The organism is Pseudomonas sp. GD04058 (genome assembly GCF_029836855.1).
Lineage (GTDB): Bacteria > Pseudomonadota > Gammaproteobacteria > Pseudomonadales > Pseudomonadaceae > Aquipseudomonas > Aquipseudomonas bharatica.
Map to the genome: position 1 here is coordinate 103,986 of NZ_JAOECN010000001.1, position 18,173 is coordinate 122,158.

The following is an 18,173-nucleotide window of genomic DNA, read 5'->3' on the forward strand; positions in this document are numbered from 1 at the left end:
GAGCGTTCCATGAGCAAGCCATCGTTTTCCTTCTACAACCTGGCGTGGCGCTGGCACTTCTATGCCGGCCTGTTCGTTGCGCCAGTGATGATCCTGCTGGCGATCACCGGGATCATCTACCTATTCAAGCCACAACTTGATCCGCTGATGTACCGCTCGCTGATGGTGGTCGAGGCCGGCCATCACCGGCATCCGGCCGATCACCTGCTGCAGCAGGTGCAGGCGGCCTACCCGGGCGGCCAGGTCAGCCAGTACCTGCCGGCACCCGCGGCCGACCGCAGCGCGCAGTTCGTGGTCAAGCGCGAAGGGCAGGAACTCAACGTGTTCGTCGATCCGTACAGCGGCCGGGTACTTGGCGAGCAGGACGCCAAAAGCAACCTGCAGGCCGTGGCCCGGGCCCTGCACGGCGAACTGATGGTCGGTACCGTCGGCGACCGGGTAGTGGAACTGGCGGCCGGCTGGGGCATCGTCCTGGTGGTGTCCGGCCTTTACCTATGGTGGCCACGCGGCGGACGCTTCGCCGGAGTCTTCTGGCCGCGGATGAATGCCCGCGGGCGGCTGCTGTGGCGCGACCTGCATGCGGTCAGCGGCTTCTGGGGTTCGCTGGTCCTGTTGCTGATGCTGCTCAGCGGCATGACCTGGACCGGGTTCTGGGGCAAGCAGTACGCCGACTTGTGGAACCGCTTTCCGGCAGCGATGTGGAATGACGTGCCGAAGTCCGACCAGGAAGCCCGCACGCTCAATACCGCTGCGCGGCAGACCGTGCCCTGGGCGGTGGAAAACACGCCGATGCCGCAGTCTGGCGGCGCCCATGCCGAACACCAGGGCCATATGCACATGGACAGCGGGCCGGCGGCGCCCGAGGTCAGCCTGCAGAAGGTCGAGGACATCGCCACTGAACGCGGCGTCGAGCCGGGCTACAGCATCACCCTGCCAAGCACCGGCAGCGGCGTGTTCACCATTGCCGTGTTCGCCGACGACCCGCGCAACGATGCCACCCTGCATATCGACCAGTACACCGGCAAGGTCCTGGTGGATGTGCGCTGGCAGGACTACAGCACCGTCGCCCGGGCCACGGAGCTGGGGGTGATGCTGCATGAAGGGAAGATGTTCGGTTGGCTCAACCAGATGCTGATCCTGCTGATCTGCGTGATGGTCCTGCTCGGCTCGGTGAGCGGGCTGGTCATGTGGTGGAAGCGTCGGCCCGAAGGTGGCCTCGGTGTTCCGCCGCTGCGTCATGACCTGCCGCGCTGGAAGGTGGCGACGGTGGTGATGATCGTGCTGGGCGTAGCGTTCCCGCTGGTGGGGCTGTCGATGCTGGTGGTGTGGGGACTGGACCGGGTGTTCGGCAAGCGCCTGCTGGTAGCCAGGGCCTGAACGCGGTGACCATGGGAGCTGGCTTGCCAGCGATTACTGTAGTGAATTCACCATGGCTATCGCTGGCAAGCCAGCTCCCACAAGGCGTCCGCCTAAAGTCGAGTCATCTTGTCGCGGCTGCCCCGCAGGCTAGCGTGTTAGCCTAGCCGCCGCTTCACATACAAGAAGACTGCGATTTATGGAATGCACGCAATGAATCAAGACATTACAAAGGACGCGCAGGAACATCACCTGCAACGCAACCTGACCAATCGACACATCCAGTTGATTGCCATCGGCGGTGCCATCGGGACCGGTCTGTTCATGGGCTCGGGCAAGACCATCAGTCTGGCCGGACCTTCGATCATCTTCGTCTACATGATCATCGGCTTCATGCTGTTCTTCGTCATGCGGGCAATGGGCGAGCTGCTGCTGTCGAACCTCAACTACAAATCCTTCATCGACTTCTCCGCCGACCTGCTGGGCCCCTGGGCCGGGTATTTCACCGGCTGGACCTACTGGTTCTGCTGGGTCATCACCGGCATCGCCGATGTGATCGCCATCGCCTCCTACTCGCAGTTCTGGTTTCCCGACCTGCCGCAGTGGATACCGGCGATCCTCTGCGTCGGCGTGCTGCTGTCGCTGAACCTGATCACCGTGAAGCTGTTCGGCGAGATCGAGTTCTGGTTCGCGATGATCAAGATCGTTGCCATTCTCAGCCTGATCGGCACCGGCCTGTATATGGTGGTCAGCGGCTTCCAGTCGCCCAATGGCGATACCGCCAGCCTGGGCAACCTGTGGAACGACCAGGGCATGTTCCCCCACGGCCTGATGGGCTTCTTCGCCGGCTTCCAGATCGCCGTGTTCGCCTTCGTCGGCATCGAGCTGGTCGGCACCACCGCCGCCGAAGCCAAGGACCCGGAGCGCACCCTGCCCCGGGCGATCAATTCGATCCCGCTGCGCATCATCATGTTCTACGTCTTCGCCCTGATCGCCATCATGGCCGTCACCCCGTGGCGCGACGTGGTACCGAACAAGAGCCCGTTCGTCGAGCTATTCGTCCTGGCCGGGCTGCCGGCTGCGGCGGCGGTGATCAACTTCGTGGTGCTGACCTCGGCCGCGTCCTCGGCCAACAGCGGCGTGTTCTCCACCAGCCGCATGCTCTTCGGCCTGGCCCAGGAAGGCGATGCACCGAAAGCCTTCGAGAAGCTGTCGAACCGTGACGTGCCGGCCAACGGCCTGTACTTCTCCTGCACCTGCCTGCTGCTGGGCGCGGCGTTGATGTACCTGATCCCCGACCTGGTCGAAGCCTTTACCCTGGTCACCACCGTGTCGGCGGTGCTGTTCATGTTCGTCTGGTCGCTGATCCTGCTGTCCTGGCTGACCTACCGCAAACAGCGCGCAGCACTGCACGCGGCGTCGAAGTACAAGATGCCCGGCGGCCGCTTCATGTGCTGGGCATGCCTGGTGTTCTTCGCCTTCATCCTGGTGCTGCTGAGCTTCGAGACCGACACCCGCCAGGCGCTGATGGTCACCCCGATCTGGTTCCTGATCCTCACCGTGACCTATCAGTTCGTCCGCAGCCGCCGCCACCCGCGCGGCCAGATCGACGCTCCCCGGGGTTGATCCTTCCCTTGCTGGCTATTGCGCACCATCTGGGCGCAACAGCCTGCACCGTGCCACCGCCTTGGGCTCCAGGGCGGTGCACCACTAGCGCACAATCCGCCGAAACCCTTGCTCCAGAGCCTGTACACAATCCGGCATAGCCTTTGCTATCGCTCTATCCGCGCAGTCGCCATTTGCCTTACCGCCAATACGAACTCAACGGAGAGAGCACCCATGAAGCGTCGCAGTCTGATCAAGGCCTTTACCCTCAGCGCATCCATCGCCGCGATGGGCCTGAGCTGGAGCATCCAGGCCGCCGAGACCATCAAGGTCGGCATCCTGCATTCCCTGTCCGGGACCATGGCGATTTCCGAGACCTCGCTCAAGGACATGGCGCTGATGACCATCGAGCAGATCAACGCCAAGGGCGGGGTCAACGGCAAGCTGCTGGAGCCGGTGGTGGTGGACCCGGCGTCGAACTGGCCGCTGTTCGCCGAGAAAAGCCGCCAGCTGCTGACCCAGGACAAGGTCGCGGTGGTGTTCGGCTGCTGGACCTCGGTGTCGCGCAAGTCGGTGCTGCCAGTGTTCGAGGAGCTCAACGGCCTGCTGTTCTACCCGGTGCAGTATGAAGGCGAGGAAATGTCGCCGAACGTGTTCTACACCGGTGCGGCGCCGAACCAGCAGGCGATCCCGGCCGTTGAGTACCTGATGAGCGAGGAAGGCGGCGCGGCCAAGCGCTACTTCCTGCTCGGTACCGACTACGTCTATCCGCGCACCACCAACAAGATCCTGCGCGCCTTCCTGCATTCGAAGGGCGTGGCGGACAAGGACATCGAAGAGGTCTACACCCCGTTCGGCCACAGCGACTACCAGACCATCGTCGCCAACATCAAGAAATTCTCCGCAGGCGGCAAGACCGCGGTCATCTCCACGGTCAACGGCGACTCCAACGTGCCGTTCTACAAGGAACTGGCCAACCAGGGCCTGAAGGCCACCGACGTACCGGTCGTGGCCTTCTCGGTGGGTGAAGAAGAGCTGCGCGGCATCGATACCAAGCCGCTGGTGGGTCACCTTGCCGCCTGGAACTACTTCGAGTCGGTAGACAACCCGGTCAACACCCAATTCGTTTCCGACTGGAAGGCCTACGCCAAGGCGAAGAACCTGCCAGGCGCCGACAAGGCGGTGACCAACGACCCGATGGAAGCTACCTACGTCGGCATCCACATGTGGGCGCAGGCCGTGGAGAAGGCCGGCAGCACCGATGTCGACAAGGTCCGCGAAGCCCTCGCCGGGCAGACCTTCAAGGCGCCGTCCGGCTTCACCCTGACCATGGACAAGACCAACCACCACCTGCACAAGCCGGTGATGATCGGCGAAATCCAGGATGACGGGCAGTTCAACGTGGTCTGGGAGACCGAGCAGCCACTGCGGGCGCAGCCGTGGAGTCCGTTCATCCAGGGCAATGACAAGCGGCCGGATTATGCCGTGAAGGGCAACTGATCCCCTGAGGTCCAATCGCTGGCAAGCCAGCTCCCACAGGGTCCTGCATGCACCGGACCTGTGGGAGCTGGCTTGCCAGCGATGAGGCCCGGAAGAACACCGCACCTCCCCCTACCAGAAAAGGGACCCCGCTCCATGCCCAAGGCCCTCTACCGACTCCTGCTTTCCCTGTGCCTGCTGCTGCCCTTGGCCGCGCACGCCAGCGAAGCCGAATACTTCGCCGCCGCCAAGCCCAACGACCAGGCCCGCCTGCTCCAGGACTGGGCGGCGCAACCCGATCCTGCCCGGCTGACCCTGCTTACCTCCCTGCAGCAAGGCCGCATCAGCCCCGACGACAACCGCAAGCTGCGCCTGAACAATCGCCTGCGCGGCCTGGTGGACAACGCCCTGGCCAGCCATCAGTTGCTCAGCGGCGACCCGGCTACCCGCCTGCAGGCCGCGCAGCAGCTGCAAAAAACCGCGCAACCGGCGCAGGTCGCCTTCCTCGACCGCCAGTACGCCACGGAAAAGGACGACAGCGTCCACGCCGCTCTCGGCCTGGCCCTGGCCAACCTGCAACTGGCCGCCGCCGAGCCTTCGGTGCGCCTCGCCGCCGTGCGCCTGCTCGGCGAGACCGGCGACCCCATGGCCCGCACCCGCCTCGAAGCCCTGCTCGACCCAGCCGTGGAAAGTGACGCCGGAGTGCGCACCGCCGCGGAAACCAGCCTGGCCCAGGTCAAGCGCAAGCTGCTGGTCGGCGAGATCCTCGGCCAGGCCTTCAGCGGGCTGTCCCTTGGTTCGATCCTGCTCCTCGCGGCCCTTGGCCTGGCGATCACCTTCGGCCTGCTCGGCGTGATCAACATGGCCCACGGCGAGATGCTGATGCTCGGTGCCTACACCACCTATGTGGTGCAGATCATGGTCCAGCGCTATGCCCCCGGCGCGCTGGAGTTCTATCCGCTGCTGGCGCTGCCGGTGGCCTTCGCCGTCAGCGCCGGGGTCGGCATGGCCCTTGAGCGCACGGTGATCCGCCATCTGTATGGCCGACCGCTGGAAACCCTGCTCGCCACCTGGGGCATCAGCCTGATCCTGATCCAGGCCATCCGCCTGGTCTTCGGCGCACAGAACGTGGAAGTCGCCAACCCGGCCTGGCTGTCCGGCGGCATTCAGGTGCTGCCGAACCTGGTCCTGCCGTGGAGCCGCATCGTCATCATCGGCTTCGCCCTGTTCGTGGTGCTGCTGACCTGGTTGCTGCTCAACCGCACGCGCCTGGGCCTCAACGTGCGTGCCGTGACCCAGAACCGCAACATGGCCGCCTGCTGCGGCGTACCGACCGGGCGCGTCGATATGCTCGCCTTCGGCCTCGGCTCGGGCATCGCCGGCCTGGGTGGCGTGGCCCTGAGCCAGATCGGCAACGTCGGCCCTGACCTCGGCCAGAGCTACATCATCGACTCCTTCCTGGTGGTGGTGCTCGGCGGCGTCGGGCAACTGGCGGGCAGCCTCTGGGCCGCATTCGGCCTGGGCATCGCCAACAAGCTGCTGGAACCGCAGATCGGTGCGGTGCTCGGCAAGATCCTCATCCTTGCGCTGATCATTCTGTTCATTCAGAAACGCCCGCAAGGCCTGTTCGCCCTCAAGGGACGGGTAATCGACTGATGAACCAGCCTCTGCTTGTCACCGCCACGCAAAAAGCCGGACCGAAACTGTCCCTGGCCATCGGCGCCGTCGTCCTGCTGGTACTGGTCGCGTTGCCGCTGCTTTCGCTGCTGCCGGACGGCCACACCCTGCAGGTCTCGGCCTACACCTTGACCCTGGTGGGCAAGATCCTCTGCTACGCCATCGTCGCCCTGGCCCTGGACCTGGTCTGGGGCTACGCCGGGCTGCTGTCCCTCGGCCACGGCCTGTTCTTCGCCCTCGGCGGCTACGCCATGGGCATGTACCTGATGCGCGAAGCCGCCGGCGACGGGCTGCCGGCGTTCATGAGCTTCCTGTCGTGGAGCGAGCTGCCCTGGTACTGGGCCGGCACCCAGCACTTCGCCTGGGCCATGTGCCTGGTGGTGCTGGCACCCGGGCTGCTGGCCCTGGTGTTCGGCTACTTCGCCTTCCGCTCGCGGATCAAGGGCGTGTACTTCTCGATCATGACCCAGGCCCTGACCTTCGCCGGGATGCTCCTGTTCTTCCGCAACGAGACCGGCTTCGGCGGCAACAACGGTTTCACCAACTTCCGTACCCTGCTCGGCTTCGATATCACCGCGCAGGGCACCCGGGCGGTGCTGTTCCTGCTTACCGTGGCGCTGCTGGTCGCCAGCCTCTACCTGGGCTGGCGCCTGGCCCGGAGCAAGTTCGGGCGGGTGCTGACCGCCCTGCGCGACGCCGAAAACCGCCTGATGTTCTGCGGCTACGATCCGCGCGGCTTCAAGCTGTTCATCTGGGTGCTGAGCGCCGTGCTTTGCGGCCTGGCCGGTGCGTTGTACGTGCCGCAGGTGGGCATCATCAACCCGAGCGAAATGTCGCCGACCAACTCCATCGAAGCGGCCGTATGGGTCGCGCTCGGCGGACGCGGCACCCTGATCGGCCCGCTGCTCGGCGCCGGCCTGGTCAATGGCATGAAGAGCTGGTTCACCGTGGCGTTTCCGGAATTCTGGCTGTTCTTCCTGGGTGCGCTGTTCATCCTGGTCACCCTGTACCTGCCCAAGGGCGTGGTCGGCCTGTTGAAGAAAAGGGGCGAACAATGAGATTCCCGTCGATCCATCCCGAATTCATGCTGGAGCCGATCATTGACGAAGGCAGCGGCCGCGACGCCATCGGCCTTGGCCAGGTGGTTTCGCCGGGCCTCGATGCCCGCCATGGCACGGTACTGACCCTGGAAGACATCAACGTCAGCTTCGACGGTTTCAAGGCCATCAACGGCCTCAACCTGTACATCGGCGTCGGTGAGCTGCGCTGCATCATCGGCCCCAATGGCGCCGGCAAGACCACCATGATGGACGTGATCACCGGCAAGACCCGCCCCACCAGCGGCAAGGCCTGGTTCGGCGACACCCTCGACCTGACCCGCATGAGCGAAGTGCAGATCGCCCAGGCGGGGATCGGCCGCAAGTTCCAGAAGCCCACGGTATTCGAGGCGCTGACGGTGTTCGAGAACCTGGAGCTGGCACAGAAGACCGACAAGTCGGTATGGGCCTGCCTCGGCGCGCGGCTCAGCGGCGAGCAGCGCACGCGGATCGACGAGGTGCTGGCCACCATTCGCCTGGAGCCTTCGCGCAATCGCCCGGCGGGGCTGCTGTCCCACGGGCAGAAGCAGTTCCTCGAGATCGGCATGCTGCTGATGCAGGACCCGCAATTGCTGCTGCTCGATGAGCCGGTGGCCGGCATGACCGACGCCGAGACCGAGTTCACCGCCGAACTGTTCAAGAGCCTTGCCGGCAAGCACTCGCTGATGGTGGTGGAGCACGACATGGGCTTCGTCGGCAGCATCGCCGACCACGTCACCGTGCTGCACCAGGGCAGTGTGCTGGCGGAAGGGTCGCTGGCACAGGTGCAGGCGGATGATCGGGTGATCGAGGTTTATCTAGGGCGGTGACCGGCTTTGGACCGAGTTGCCCCCAATCGCTGGCAAGCCAGCTCCCACAGGGTCCTGCATGCACCGGACCTGTGGGAGCTGGCTTGTCGGACCGCCGAACCGCAGCGATGGGTTCCACACAGTTCCCAAGGAATAACACATGCTGAAAATCGATTCCCTGCACCAGTACTACGGCGGCAGCCATATCCTGCGCGGCCTGTCGTTCGAGGCCAAGGTCGGTGAAGTCACCTGCCTGCTCGGGCGCAACGGCGTGGGCAAGACCACCCTGCTGCGCTGCCTGATGGGCCTGGTGCCGGCCCGCGACGGCAGCGTCAGCTGGGAAGGCCAGGCTATCACCCAGCTCAAGCCGCACCAGCGGGTCCAGGCCGGGATCGCCTACGTGCCCCAGGGCCGCGAGATCTTCCCGCGCCTCACCGTCGAGGAAAACCTGCTGATGGGCCTGTCGCGCTTCGGCGCCAGCGAGGCGAAGAAAGTGCCCGAGTTCATTTATGAGCTGTTCCCGGTGCTGCTGCAGATGAAACACCGGCGCGGCGGCGACCTCTCCGGCGGCCAGCAGCAACAGTTGGCCATCGGCCGGGCGCTGGCCAGTCGTCCGCGGCTGTTGATCCTCGACGAACCCACCGAAGGCATCCAGCCCTCGGTGATCAAGGAAATCGGCGCGGTGATCAGCAAACTGGCGGCCCGCGGCGACATGGCGATCCTGCTGGTGGAGCAGTTCTACGACTTCGCCGCCGAGCTGGCCGACCAGTACCTGGTGATGTCGCGGGGCGAGATCGTCCAGCAGGGCCGTGGCGAAAACATGGAAGCCGAAGGTGTGCGCGGGCTGGTAACCATTTAATCTGGCGCCCTGCCCTACCCTGTGGACAACTGCCATGCCTCACACCTTCCGCGACGCCAGCCCCGCCGATTTGCCGGGTATCCGCGCCATCTACAACGACGCCGTGCTCAACACCACGGCGATCTGGAACGAACAGCCGGTGGACCTGGCGAACCGGCAGGCCTGGTTCGACGGGCGACAGGCGCAGGGATACCCGGTCATCGTCGCCGTGGACGACGCGGGAGAAGTTGCTGGCTACGCCTCGTTCGGCGATTGGCGGCCTTTCGAAGGGTTCCGGCATACCGTGGAACATTCGGTGTATATCCGCGCCGACCAGCGTGGGCACGGATTGGGGCCGACGTTGATGGAAGCCCTGATCGAGCGGGCGCGCCAGTGTGGCAAGCATGTGATGGTGGCGGCGATCGAGAGCGGCAATGCTGCTTCGATCCGGCTGCATGAGCGGCTGGGATTCCGGGTGACCGGCGAGATGCCGCAGGTGGGGGTGAAGTTCGGGCGGTGGCTGGATCTGACCTTTATGCAGCTGGTGTTGAATCCGGGGGCTTTGCCGCCCAATTGATGGTGTTCTTCAGGGCCTCATCGCTGCGGTGCGGCGATCCGACAAGCCAGCTCCCACAGGGACCGCGTGCACCGCTGAACCTGTGGGAGCTGGCTTGCCAGCGATGAGGCCCGAAAGATCACTGCACGAACCGCCCCAGACGCTGGCGCAACATGACGTTCTCGCTGCGCAGTTGCTGCACTTCCTCCAGCAGCTCCAGCGCCAGCGCAACGCCTTCCCATTCCAGTTCCAGCTCCGCGTGCAACCGCGCGGCGCGCTTGGCCAGAACCGGCGAGCGGTCGTCGAACAGCCATTCCTCAGGCGTTCGCCCCGATGGTTCAACGATGCCGTGTTCGACGATTTGCATCACGCAATCGGCCGTAAGGTCGGCCTCCTGGCAAAAGGTACGCATGTCCAGCTGAACGATCAGGGTGCTACTCATGGTCACTTACTCCATTGAGTTCGCGGGTTGAACCCGGCCTTCTCCGACAGTTTGTTCCACAGTTCACGGGTGGCGGCATCCGATTGCGCCGGCATCACCACCTTGAGCTGCGCGTAAAGGTCGCCGCGCTGGCCCTGCTTGTTGGCCAGGCCCATGCCCTTGATCCGCAGGCGCTGGCCGCTTTGGCTGTCCGGGCGGATGGTGAGGTTGACCTTGCCGGTGAGGGTCGGCATTTCCACCTTGGTGCCCAGAGCCGCTTCCCACGGCGCCAGGGGCACGGTGATGATCAGGTCATGACCTTCGACATCGAACAGCGGGTGAGGTGCGAAGCGGATGACCAGGTACAGGTCGCCATTCGCCCCGCCTCCAACACCCGGCGCGCCCTGGCCCTTGAGGCGGATGCGCTCGCCGTCGGTCACCCCGGCGGGGATCTTGACGTTGAGGGTCTTGGTGGTGTCGGCGGTGCGCTGGCCCATGGCGTTGTACTGGGGCACCTGGAAGCTGATCTTCTTCGATTCGTTGGCCAGGGTTTCCTCAAGGAACACTGCAAGTTCCATTTCCACGTCCTGACCTCGCCGACCGCTGCTGCGCTGCTGTTGACCACGGCCGAACGGATTGCCGTTGCCACGACCGGCCGATCCGAAGATCGAGCTGAAGAAATCCGAGAAATCGCCACCACCGAAGCCACCGCCACCGGCGCCGCCACGGCTTTCCCAGCCGGGCGGGGCCTGGAACGGCCGGCCGTGCTGGCCGCCGTACTTGCGGATCTCGTCGTATTCGGCGCGCTTGTCCGGGCTGCCGAGCACTTCGTAGGCCTCGTTGGCCTCCTTGAACTTCTCTTCGGCGTCACGCTCTTTGCTGACGTCCGGGTGATACTTGCGGGCCAGCTTGCGGTAGGCGGTCTTGATCGCCTTGTCGTCCGCCGTCGGCTCGACGCCCAGTATCTTGTAATAGTCTTTGAAATCCATCGAAGGAATCACCGTCGGTTAAATGCACTGCCTCTGAAGATTGGGGTCAAGCATAGCCTTTCAAGGTGCCCGGGGTGTTGTCGCGCGGCAGATAATCGGTCTTGATTCTGTGCGCAACTGGCATACACTGCGCGGCCGTTTTTCCCCCGGAACCGTTTCCATGAATCACGCATCCCCGGCCCGTGCCTGTGGTATCGACTTCGGCACGTCAAACTCCACCGTCGGCTGGCATCGTCCCGGCGAAGAGACGCTGATCGTTCTCGAGGACGGCAAGATCACCCTGCCTTCGGTGGTGTTCTTCAATATCGAGGAACGCCGCCCGGTCTATGGTCGCCTGGCCCTGCACGAATACCTGGAAGGCTACGAGGGTCGTCTTATGCGATCGCTGAAGAGCCTGCTCGGTTCAAAGCTGATCAAGCATGACACCAGCGTGCTGGGCACCGCCCTGCCGTTCAAGGACCTGCTGGGGATGTTCATCGGCGAGCTGAAAAAGCGCGCCGAAGCCAATGCCGGCCGCGCGTTCGAGCAGGTGGTGCTGGGCCGTCCGGTGCATTTCGTCGATGACGATCAGGCTGCAGACCAGGAGGCCGAGGACACCCTGGCCGAAGTGGCACGCAAGATCGGCTTCAAGGACGTGTCCTTCCAGTACGAGCCCATCGCGGCGGCCTACGACTACGAGTCGGGGATCGAGCGCGAGGAACTGGTGCTGATCGTCGACATCGGCGGTGGTACCTCGGACTTTTCCTTGATTCGCCTGGCCCCTGAGCGTCATATGCTCGACGATCGCCACGACGACATCCTCGCTACCGGCGGCGTGCACATCGGCGGTACCGACTTCGACAAGCAGCTCAGCCTGCAAGGCGTGATGCCGCTGTTCGGCTATGGCAGCCGGATGAAAAGCCAGGCGCTGATGCCCACCAGCTACCACCTCAACCTGGCCACCTGGCACACCATCAACTCGGTGTACTCGCAGAAATCGCAACTGGCCCTGGGCAGCATGCGCTATGACATCGAGGACACCCTGGGCATCGATCGCCTGTTCAAGCTGATCGACCAGCGCGCCGGGCACTGGCTGGCAATGGAAGTGGAAGCGACCAAGATCGAGCTGACCCATGCCGACAATCGCTTGGTGGACCTGAGCCGGATCGAGAAGGACCTGCACGTGGACCTGACCCGGGCACTGTTCGAAGCATCGATCGACAACCTGCTGGAGCGCGTACGCGGCAGCGTCGACGAGCTGCTGCTCAAGGCCGGCGTGAGCGTGGGCCAGGTGGACACGGTGTTCTTCACCGGCGGTTCCAGCGGCATCCCGGCACTGCGCCAGAGCGTGGCGGCGATGCTGCCGAACGCGCGGCATGTGGAAGGCAACATCTTCGGCAGCATCGGCAGCGGGCTGGCGATCGAGGCGCGCAAGCGCTACGGCGCCTGACTCGAGGGCCTCATCGCTGGCAAGCCAGCTCCCACAGGCTGTGGGAGCTGGCTTGCCAGCGATAGGGCCGGGTCAGTCAGCACAAGGCTTCAGACCAGCTCCACCCGCTTCAACTCACTCTTCAGGTAGGCATAGTAGATCGGCCCCGCAACCACTCCGGGCAACCCGAACGCCGCCTCGAACACCAGCATCGCCAGCAGCAGCTCCCACGACTTGGCACTGATCTGCCCTCCGACGATCCGCGCGTTGAGGAAGTACTCGACCTTGTGGATGACGATCAGGTAGCCCAGCGCCGCCACCGCCACCCAGACCGACAGCGACAGGCCGACGATGGTGATCAGGGTGTTGGACATCAGGTTGCCGATCACCGGCAGCAGGCCAAGCAGGAAGGTCAGCACGATCAGGGTCTTGGTCAGCGGCAGATGCACGCCGAACAGTGGCAGCACCACGGCAAGGAACACCCCGGTGAATGCCGTGTTGAGCAAGGAAATCTTGATCTGCGCGAAGACGATGTTGCGAAACGCCTGCACCAGCAGCGCCAGGCGCTCGAACAGCGCCGCCGCCAGCGGTTTGCGCCGGGAGATATCGGGAATCCGCTGCAAGGCGACGATGGCGCCGAGGATCATGCCGATCAGCAGGGTGACGAACATATGCGCCGCCCCCTTGCCCACCAGTTGCAGTTCGCCCAGGTGAGTCTTGAGCCAGTCGCCGATGGCGACCTTGAACTCTGCGGCGCTCGCCGGCAGATAGGCGTCGATGAACGGCGGCAACTGGCCGCGAGCCTGGTCTACCAGGAGCATGAAGCGGTCCAGGGAGGCCCCGGGGTTTTCCGCCTCGTGCAAAAGGAAGCTGATGGCCCCGGCGAAGATCAGCGTAAGGGTGCTGACTACCAAGGTGCCAAGCAGGGCCACCGCCAGCCAGCGCGCACGCGGCCCGGCGATCACGTGCTGGAGCTTGGGCGTGAGCATGTTGACCAGCTCGAACACCAGCAATCCGGCCAGCAGGCTCGGCAATAACTTGAGTGGCAATACCAGCAGCAAGCCGGTGAATATGATGATCCAACTGGCCAGCACGACCTGACGCTGGGTAAAAGTCATACAACCTCAGACAGCCGAAGACGACAAAGGCGGCAGTCTGCCAGCCTTCTGTGAACAGGCATAGGGGGTGGGCGACGGCGAGCAGCGCGCCATTGCTCCAGAGCAATGGCGCGCGGGCGGGTCAGGTCATTTCTTTTTCAGGCAGTCGCTCATGTAGGTCTTGCGCTCATCGCCCTTGAGTGCCTTGGCGGTGGCGTCAGCGTTGCAGGTCTTCATCTTTTCCTGCTGGGTCGCAGGAGCCTTGGCCTTGAGGCAGTCGCTCATGAACGCCTTGCGTTCATCGCCCTTGAGCGCCTTGGCGGTCGCGTCGGCGTTGCAGGTCTTCATCTTTTCCTGCTGGGCGGTAGCGGCGAAGCCCTGTGACGCCATGAGCAGGCCCAGCAACAGCAACGGCACACGCAACATCTTCATGGTGACTCTCCTGATCGCCGCGATGGAGGCGCGGCCGTCAGTGGAGTTTAGACAAGATTTTTTACATCTCTCGCCAGGCCTAGCAGCCCGCCGCCTTGAGCCGTGCGGCGTGCTCAAGGAACAGCTTCACCGGCTGCGCGCCCTTGCCCACCGCACCGAGGGACTGGTTGACGATGTCCAGGTGGTCGAGGGGATAGTCGTCACCGATCACCTGCCCCAGATGTGAACTGAAGCGCCCGACCATACCGTCGCACTGCCCTCGTTCACGGACGAAGGTACGTGAGAACAGGCGGCAGAAACGGTTGCTGCCATCCAGGCGGTTCAGCCCGCGATCGGTGATGCCTGGCTTGAGTACCCCGGACCAGGAGTAATAACGCACGCCATTGACCTCGGCCGCGCCTTCGCCGCCCCAGCTATCCGGCAAACCCTGTGGATAAAGCTGGTTGAAACGGGCCACGCCGCTGGATGTCAGGGACAGGTGCGAGGCATGTACGTCGATGGGCAACCTGGGGCCCCTCCAGCCGGTTTCCAGGACGCCCATCAAGCAGGCCAGGCCATGCAGCACGGCCTTGAGCATGCGTCCTCGCGGCGAATCGCCCGGGTACTCGCGCTCGATATGGTCGGCCAGTTCCGAGCCATGGTTGGGCCCGGCGATGGAGGTCACCGAGGCCACCCACTCCGGGCGTTTCGCCGCTACATAGCGAGCAGTCAGGGCGCCCTGGCTGTGGCCGAGCAGATTAACCTTGTCCACCCCGGTACGCTGGCGTAGGTCCTCGATGATCGGCAGCAACTGCTCGCCGCGCACCTCGGTGCTGTGCAGCGGCGACACCTGGACCGGGTAGACCTGCGCCCCGCCGCGGCGCAAGGCCCTGACGATGCCGAACCAGTACGGATACAGCAGCAGGCGAACGAAGCCGAGCATGCCCGGCACCAGCACCAGGGGATAACGCGTGGCGAGCGCTTGCGACATGACGGCTCCCGGTTCGTGAAGTGATCGGCCAACCCTACAGGCGAAACGATGGCAATCGCAATCGAACTCCCGTCGCCGCTTGCGGTTCCAAACCGATATCGGCCCACGACGGCCCACCACGAGGATGCACGACCATGTACAAGCACGCCCTGGCAGCACTTCTGGCAAGCGCCACCCTGATCGGTTGCAGCAGCAATCCGGAAAATCCGGTGGATCACGTCACCTACCGTGACCAGCCGCTGGTCAAGCAAGTGGAAAACGGCATGACCATGCAGAAGGTCATCGCTATCGGCGGCAGCCCGTCCACGGTCATCGACCTGCCCAACGGCGGTACCTGCAATAACTACATCCTCAACAAGGAAGGTCATCAGCAGCCCTACTACGTGCGCTTCGACGCCACCGGGCATGTCGACGACAAGGGTTTCAAAACCTGCGAACAACGCGAACAAGACCGACGCGAAGGCCGCGGCTGATAAAACTTTTGCCGCTTCGCCGTACTCGTACCTGATGTAGCGACCGCGCCCCCAGAGCGCGGCGCGCCCGTTTTCCAGCCTGGAGAAAATCATGAGCACCGTAGAACTGACCGATGTCCAAACCCTTCGCGAACGCGCCCGCCAGCATGTGGAACAAGGCGCCGTGACCGAGGGCTACACCGCCGACCGCCAGACCATCCTGCGCCTGCTGAACGAATCATTGGCCACCGAGTGGGTCTGCACCTTGCGCTACAAGCGCCACTACTACATGGCCAGCGGGATCAAGGCGAGCGTCGCGGCGGCGGAGTTCCTGGAGCATGCCAACCAGGAGCAGGAGCATGCCGACAAGCTGGCCGAGCGCATCGTGCAACTGGGCGGCGAGCCGGACCTGAACCCGGACAACCTAAGCAAGAATTCCCATGCCCAGTACGTGGCGGGAACCACCCTGAAGGAAATGGTGCTGGAGGACCTGGTGGCCGAGCGGATCGCCATCGACAGCTACCGTGAGATCGTGCGCTTCATTGGCGACAGCGATCCGACTACGCGGCGCATCTTCGAGGACATCCTGGCTCAGGAAGAAGAGCATGCGGATGACATGGCGGACCTGCTGCAAGGCCTCTGATTCTCTATTGCCCTTGAGGGCCTCATCGCTGGCAAGCCAGCTCCCACAGGTACTGCATACACCGGACCTGTGGGAGCTGGCTTGCCAGCGATAGGGCCCTCGGTTACTTCACCGTCTTGGGCGCTTTCCCGGCGCGCATCTGCTCCAGCAACGGCGTACAACGGTTCGGCTCATCGCCACTGCTCGGGGCGATCAGCGCCAGCAACCCGGCCGCCGGCCCCGCCGCCACGCCCAGCGCCACCATTCCTGCCCCGCGCAAGGCCAGCGGCACGGCCTGCACGCCGGCCGATGGATTGGCGAACGAACCGCGTACGTACAGCGGCGAACGCAGCGAAAACAGGCGCAGGCCCTTGGATTCCGGATTGATCTTCAGGTCCAGTTGCTCGGTGGCGAAGTTGGCCGTGCCGGTGACGTAGATCACCGCGTTCTCGGTGTCGAATACGAATAGCCGGGTAGTCGCCAGGCCGTTCTTGATCCCCACATCGGTAGCGGCGCAGTTGATCTTCACTTCGTTATCACCGAACAGCTTGCCAACCACGTAATTGCCAACGTTAAGGCCGGCAATCTCCATCAGGCTGCGGCTCACCGCACCGTCGTTGATCAGCAGTTTCAGGTCACCATTCGCGGTACCCAGCAGGGCCGCCACCGAGTTGCCGCGACCACTGATATCGGCATCGCCATTCAGTGCACCGAAGCTGGTCTTCATGGGTTCGAAGGTCGGGAACAGTTGCTTGAGCTTGAGATCCCGCGCCGTGAGTTTCGCCCGGCCCTGCATGGGCGTGGTGCGTCCGTCGAGGCGCACCTGCATCGCCAGCTTGCCACCGGCAACACCGAACGACAGCGGCTCCAGGCGCAACAGGCCGTCGTCGAGGATTACATGGGTGTCGAGGTCGGTGAACGGCAGTTCCTCGGTCTGCACGATGCGCTTGCCGGTGAAGGCCACGTCGGCATCCATCGTCCGCCAGCGCTCGGTGCGGAATTCCTCGACCGGCAGCACCTTGTCACCCGGCTGCTTCGCCGCGCCGCCACGGGCTTTCTGCTGGGCGTTGGAATCGGCACCGATCAACGGCGCGAGATCCTTGAACAGCAGTTGATTCGACACCAGCTTGCCACTGAGCTTGGGCCGCGGCTGGCTGGAAACGAAGGCCAGATCACCATGGATGTCGCTGTCGCCGATCTTGCCATTGAAGCCTTCATAGCGGAACAGCGCTCCGCCCGGCTCGTGCAGCTTGGCAATCAGGTGCCCGTCGGTCTGGTACGGCGGGGTGTCCGGCAGGGTCACGCCGGTCAACGGATAGAGATTGGCGAGGCTGGCGCCGGAGAGCTTCAGGCGGAGATCGAGCGCCCCGAGATTACGTGGATCGGTCAGGGTACCGGCCACGATAGCGCGGGTTTTGGCGATGCTGACGTCCACCTGCACCGGGAACGGCTGGGTCGCATCCTGCAGGGCCAGCAGGCCGCCGATCTTGCCTTCGCCGGTCAACGCCTCGCCCTTGTAGGTGCCCTTGGCCTTGAAACCGAAGGCGTAGTCCTGGGCATTGCCGTGCTCCTTGGCGGTCTTCTCGGCGGCGCTTTTGCCGACGATGTCGCCGAACGGGATCGGCTTGCCCAAGGGATCGACCTGCACCTGGACATTGGTCTTCAAGGTGGCGTCATCGAAGGCCACCTGGCCCTTGTCGAAACCGATGGCACCGATATCCAGCACCCAACTGGATGGCTCGGCGTTTTCATCCTTGGGCCCGAAATCGAAGGTCCAGTTGGCCCGGCCATCAGCCAGGCGCTTGAGGCTGGCGGTGGGCAGCTTGAGGTCGATGCGCGGAATGACGATGCGCTGCGCCAGCAGCGGTAGCGGCGAGAGACGGAAATCCACCTGCTGCAGACCGACCATCTGCGGCTCCTTGAGCCACTCCGGGTTGCCCAGGGTCAGGTCCTGGGCAGTGAATTGCGGCCACGGCACCCAGGCCCGCCAGCCGTCCTCCTCGGGCTGGCGGCGCCAGTGCACGGAGAGATCGCCATTGATAGCGAAGGGCCTGTGCAAGGCCTCCGAGACCTTTTCGTTGAGAAACGGCTTGACCCGGTTCCAGTCGAAAGTGGCGATGAAGATCACCAGCAGCACCAGGATCAGCGCAAGGCTGGCCAGGATCCAGGTGGCGATTTTGGCGGGGCGCGTCATTGCACGGTTCTCCTGTGACAGCAAGGCAGGGGTGCGTGAACCACGCACTTGTACTTGGGACTGACGAAACGGCGAGGGGTTTCGCCCGAATGGCCTGGTCAATTCCTACTAACACACTCGGGAAAGGCGCGGGCTAGAGCGGCCGGGGGAATATATCAATGCCGTTGATTGTTACCATTATCTTTATGAACT

The 18,173-nt window shown here is 64.0% G+C and carries 17 protein-coding genes; 11 read left to right on the forward strand and 6 right to left on the reverse strand.

Going from position 1 to position 18,173, the window contains the following annotated elements; genetic code table 11:
* The first annotated feature begins 9 nt into the window (after positions 1 to 9).
* The 8 genes from N7650_RS00455 to N7650_RS00490 all read left to right on the forward strand — a co-directional run bounded on the left by N7650_RS00455 (position 10) and on the right by N7650_RS00490 (position 9,417).
* Positions 10 to 1,377, forward strand: coding sequence for a PepSY domain-containing protein (locus N7650_RS00455; protein WP_279896474.1), 1,368 nt, complete (start codon positions 10 to 12; stop codon positions 1,375 to 1,377).
* 192 nt (positions 1,378 to 1,569) lie between these two features.
* Positions 1,570 to 2,982 carry a D-serine/D-alanine/glycine transporter gene (cycA, locus tag N7650_RS00460; protein ID WP_279896475.1) on the forward strand — a complete coding sequence of 471 codons (1,413 nt, stop codon included), beginning with the start codon at positions 1,570 to 1,572 and terminating at the stop codon, positions 2,980 to 2,982.
* A 213-nt stretch (positions 2,983 to 3,195) separates the two neighbouring features.
* Entirely contained in the window at positions 3,196 to 4,461 is a 1,266-nt protein-coding gene (urtA, locus tag N7650_RS00465; protein ID WP_064301555.1) for an urea ABC transporter substrate-binding protein, read from the forward strand.
* A 135-nt stretch (positions 4,462 to 4,596) separates the two neighbouring features.
* Complete coding sequence (gene urtB / locus N7650_RS00470) at positions 4,597 to 6,096, forward strand: urea ABC transporter permease subunit UrtB (protein WP_279896477.1); 1,500 nt, start codon at positions 4,597 to 4,599, stop codon at positions 6,094 to 6,096.
* A complete protein-coding gene (gene urtC / locus N7650_RS00475) occupies positions 6,096 to 7,175 on the forward strand; it encodes an urea ABC transporter permease subunit UrtC (protein ID WP_279896479.1) in 1,080 nt (359 codons plus the stop codon). Before urtB ends, urtC begins: the two co-directional genes overlap by 1 nt.
* Entirely contained in the window at positions 7,172 to 8,023 is an 852-nt protein-coding gene (urtD, locus tag N7650_RS00480) for an urea ABC transporter ATP-binding protein UrtD (protein ID WP_009394315.1), read from the forward strand. Before urtC ends, urtD begins: the two co-directional genes overlap by 4 nt.
* Positions 8,024 to 8,162: 139 nt before the next feature.
* Complete coding sequence (gene urtE / locus N7650_RS00485) at positions 8,163 to 8,861, forward strand: urea ABC transporter ATP-binding subunit UrtE (protein ID WP_009394316.1); 699 nt, start codon at positions 8,163 to 8,165, stop codon at positions 8,859 to 8,861.
* Positions 8,862 to 8,895: 34 nt separating this feature from the next.
* Complete coding sequence (locus N7650_RS00490; RefSeq protein WP_009394318.1) at positions 8,896 to 9,417, forward strand: GNAT family N-acetyltransferase; 522 nt, start codon at positions 8,896 to 8,898, stop codon at positions 9,415 to 9,417.
* A gap of 118 nt (positions 9,418 to 9,535) precedes the next feature.
* Here the strand turns inward: N7650_RS00490 and N7650_RS00495 are convergent, their stop codons facing one another.
* Both N7650_RS00495 and cbpA read right to left on the reverse strand, forming a co-directional pair.
* Complete coding sequence (locus tag N7650_RS00495) at positions 9,536 to 9,838, reverse strand: chaperone modulator CbpM (RefSeq protein ID WP_009394319.1); 303 nt, start codon at positions 9,836 to 9,838, stop codon at positions 9,536 to 9,538.
* Between the two features lie 2 nt (positions 9,839 to 9,840).
* A complete protein-coding gene (gene cbpA, locus N7650_RS00500; RefSeq protein ID WP_279896484.1) occupies positions 9,841 to 10,806 on the reverse strand; it encodes a curved DNA-binding protein in 966 nt (321 codons plus the stop codon).
* 160 nt (positions 10,807 to 10,966) lie between these two features.
* Here cbpA and N7650_RS00505 point away from each other — a divergent pair, with 160 nt between their 5' ends.
* On the forward strand, positions 10,967 to 12,235 hold the full coding sequence (locus N7650_RS00505) for an Hsp70 family protein (protein ID WP_009394321.1): 1,269 nt from the start codon (positions 10,967 to 10,969) through the stop codon (positions 12,233 to 12,235).
* Between the two features lie 89 nt (positions 12,236 to 12,324).
* Here the strand turns inward: N7650_RS00505 and N7650_RS00510 are convergent, their stop codons facing one another.
* From N7650_RS00510 to N7650_RS00520, 3 genes are all read right to left on the reverse strand, one after another.
* A complete protein-coding gene (locus N7650_RS00510; RefSeq protein WP_009394322.1) occupies positions 12,325 to 13,332 on the reverse strand; it encodes a hypothetical protein in 1,008 nt (335 codons plus the stop codon).
* Between the two features lie 126 nt (positions 13,333 to 13,458).
* Complete coding sequence (locus N7650_RS00515) at positions 13,459 to 13,743, reverse strand: PsiF family protein (protein WP_009394323.1); 285 nt, start codon at positions 13,741 to 13,743, stop codon at positions 13,459 to 13,461.
* A gap of 79 nt (positions 13,744 to 13,822) precedes the next feature.
* On the reverse strand, positions 13,823 to 14,713 hold the full coding sequence (locus tag N7650_RS00520) for a triacylglycerol lipase (RefSeq protein WP_279896489.1): 891 nt from the start codon (positions 14,711 to 14,713) through the stop codon (positions 13,823 to 13,825).
* 134 nt (positions 14,714 to 14,847) lie between these two features.
* Here N7650_RS00520 and osmE point away from each other — a divergent pair, with 134 nt between their 5' ends.
* The gene (gene osmE, locus N7650_RS00525; RefSeq protein WP_009394326.1) at positions 14,848 to 15,186 is read left to right on the forward strand and encodes an osmotically-inducible lipoprotein OsmE; all 339 of its coding nucleotides are present in this window, start codon (positions 14,848 to 14,850) and stop codon (positions 15,184 to 15,186) included.
* A 91-nt stretch (positions 15,187 to 15,277) separates the two neighbouring features.
* Positions 15,278 to 15,808 (forward strand): ferritin-like domain-containing protein, encoded by a 531-nt coding sequence (locus N7650_RS00530; RefSeq protein WP_279896491.1) that lies wholly within the window; start codon positions 15,278 to 15,280, stop codon positions 15,806 to 15,808.
* A gap of 103 nt (positions 15,809 to 15,911) precedes the next feature.
* Here the strand turns inward: N7650_RS00530 and N7650_RS00535 are convergent, their stop codons facing one another.
* Positions 15,912 to 17,981, reverse strand: coding sequence for an AsmA family protein (locus N7650_RS00535; protein ID WP_279896492.1), 2,070 nt, complete (start codon positions 17,979 to 17,981; stop codon positions 15,912 to 15,914).
* Between the last annotated feature and the right edge of the window lie 192 nt (positions 17,982 to 18,173).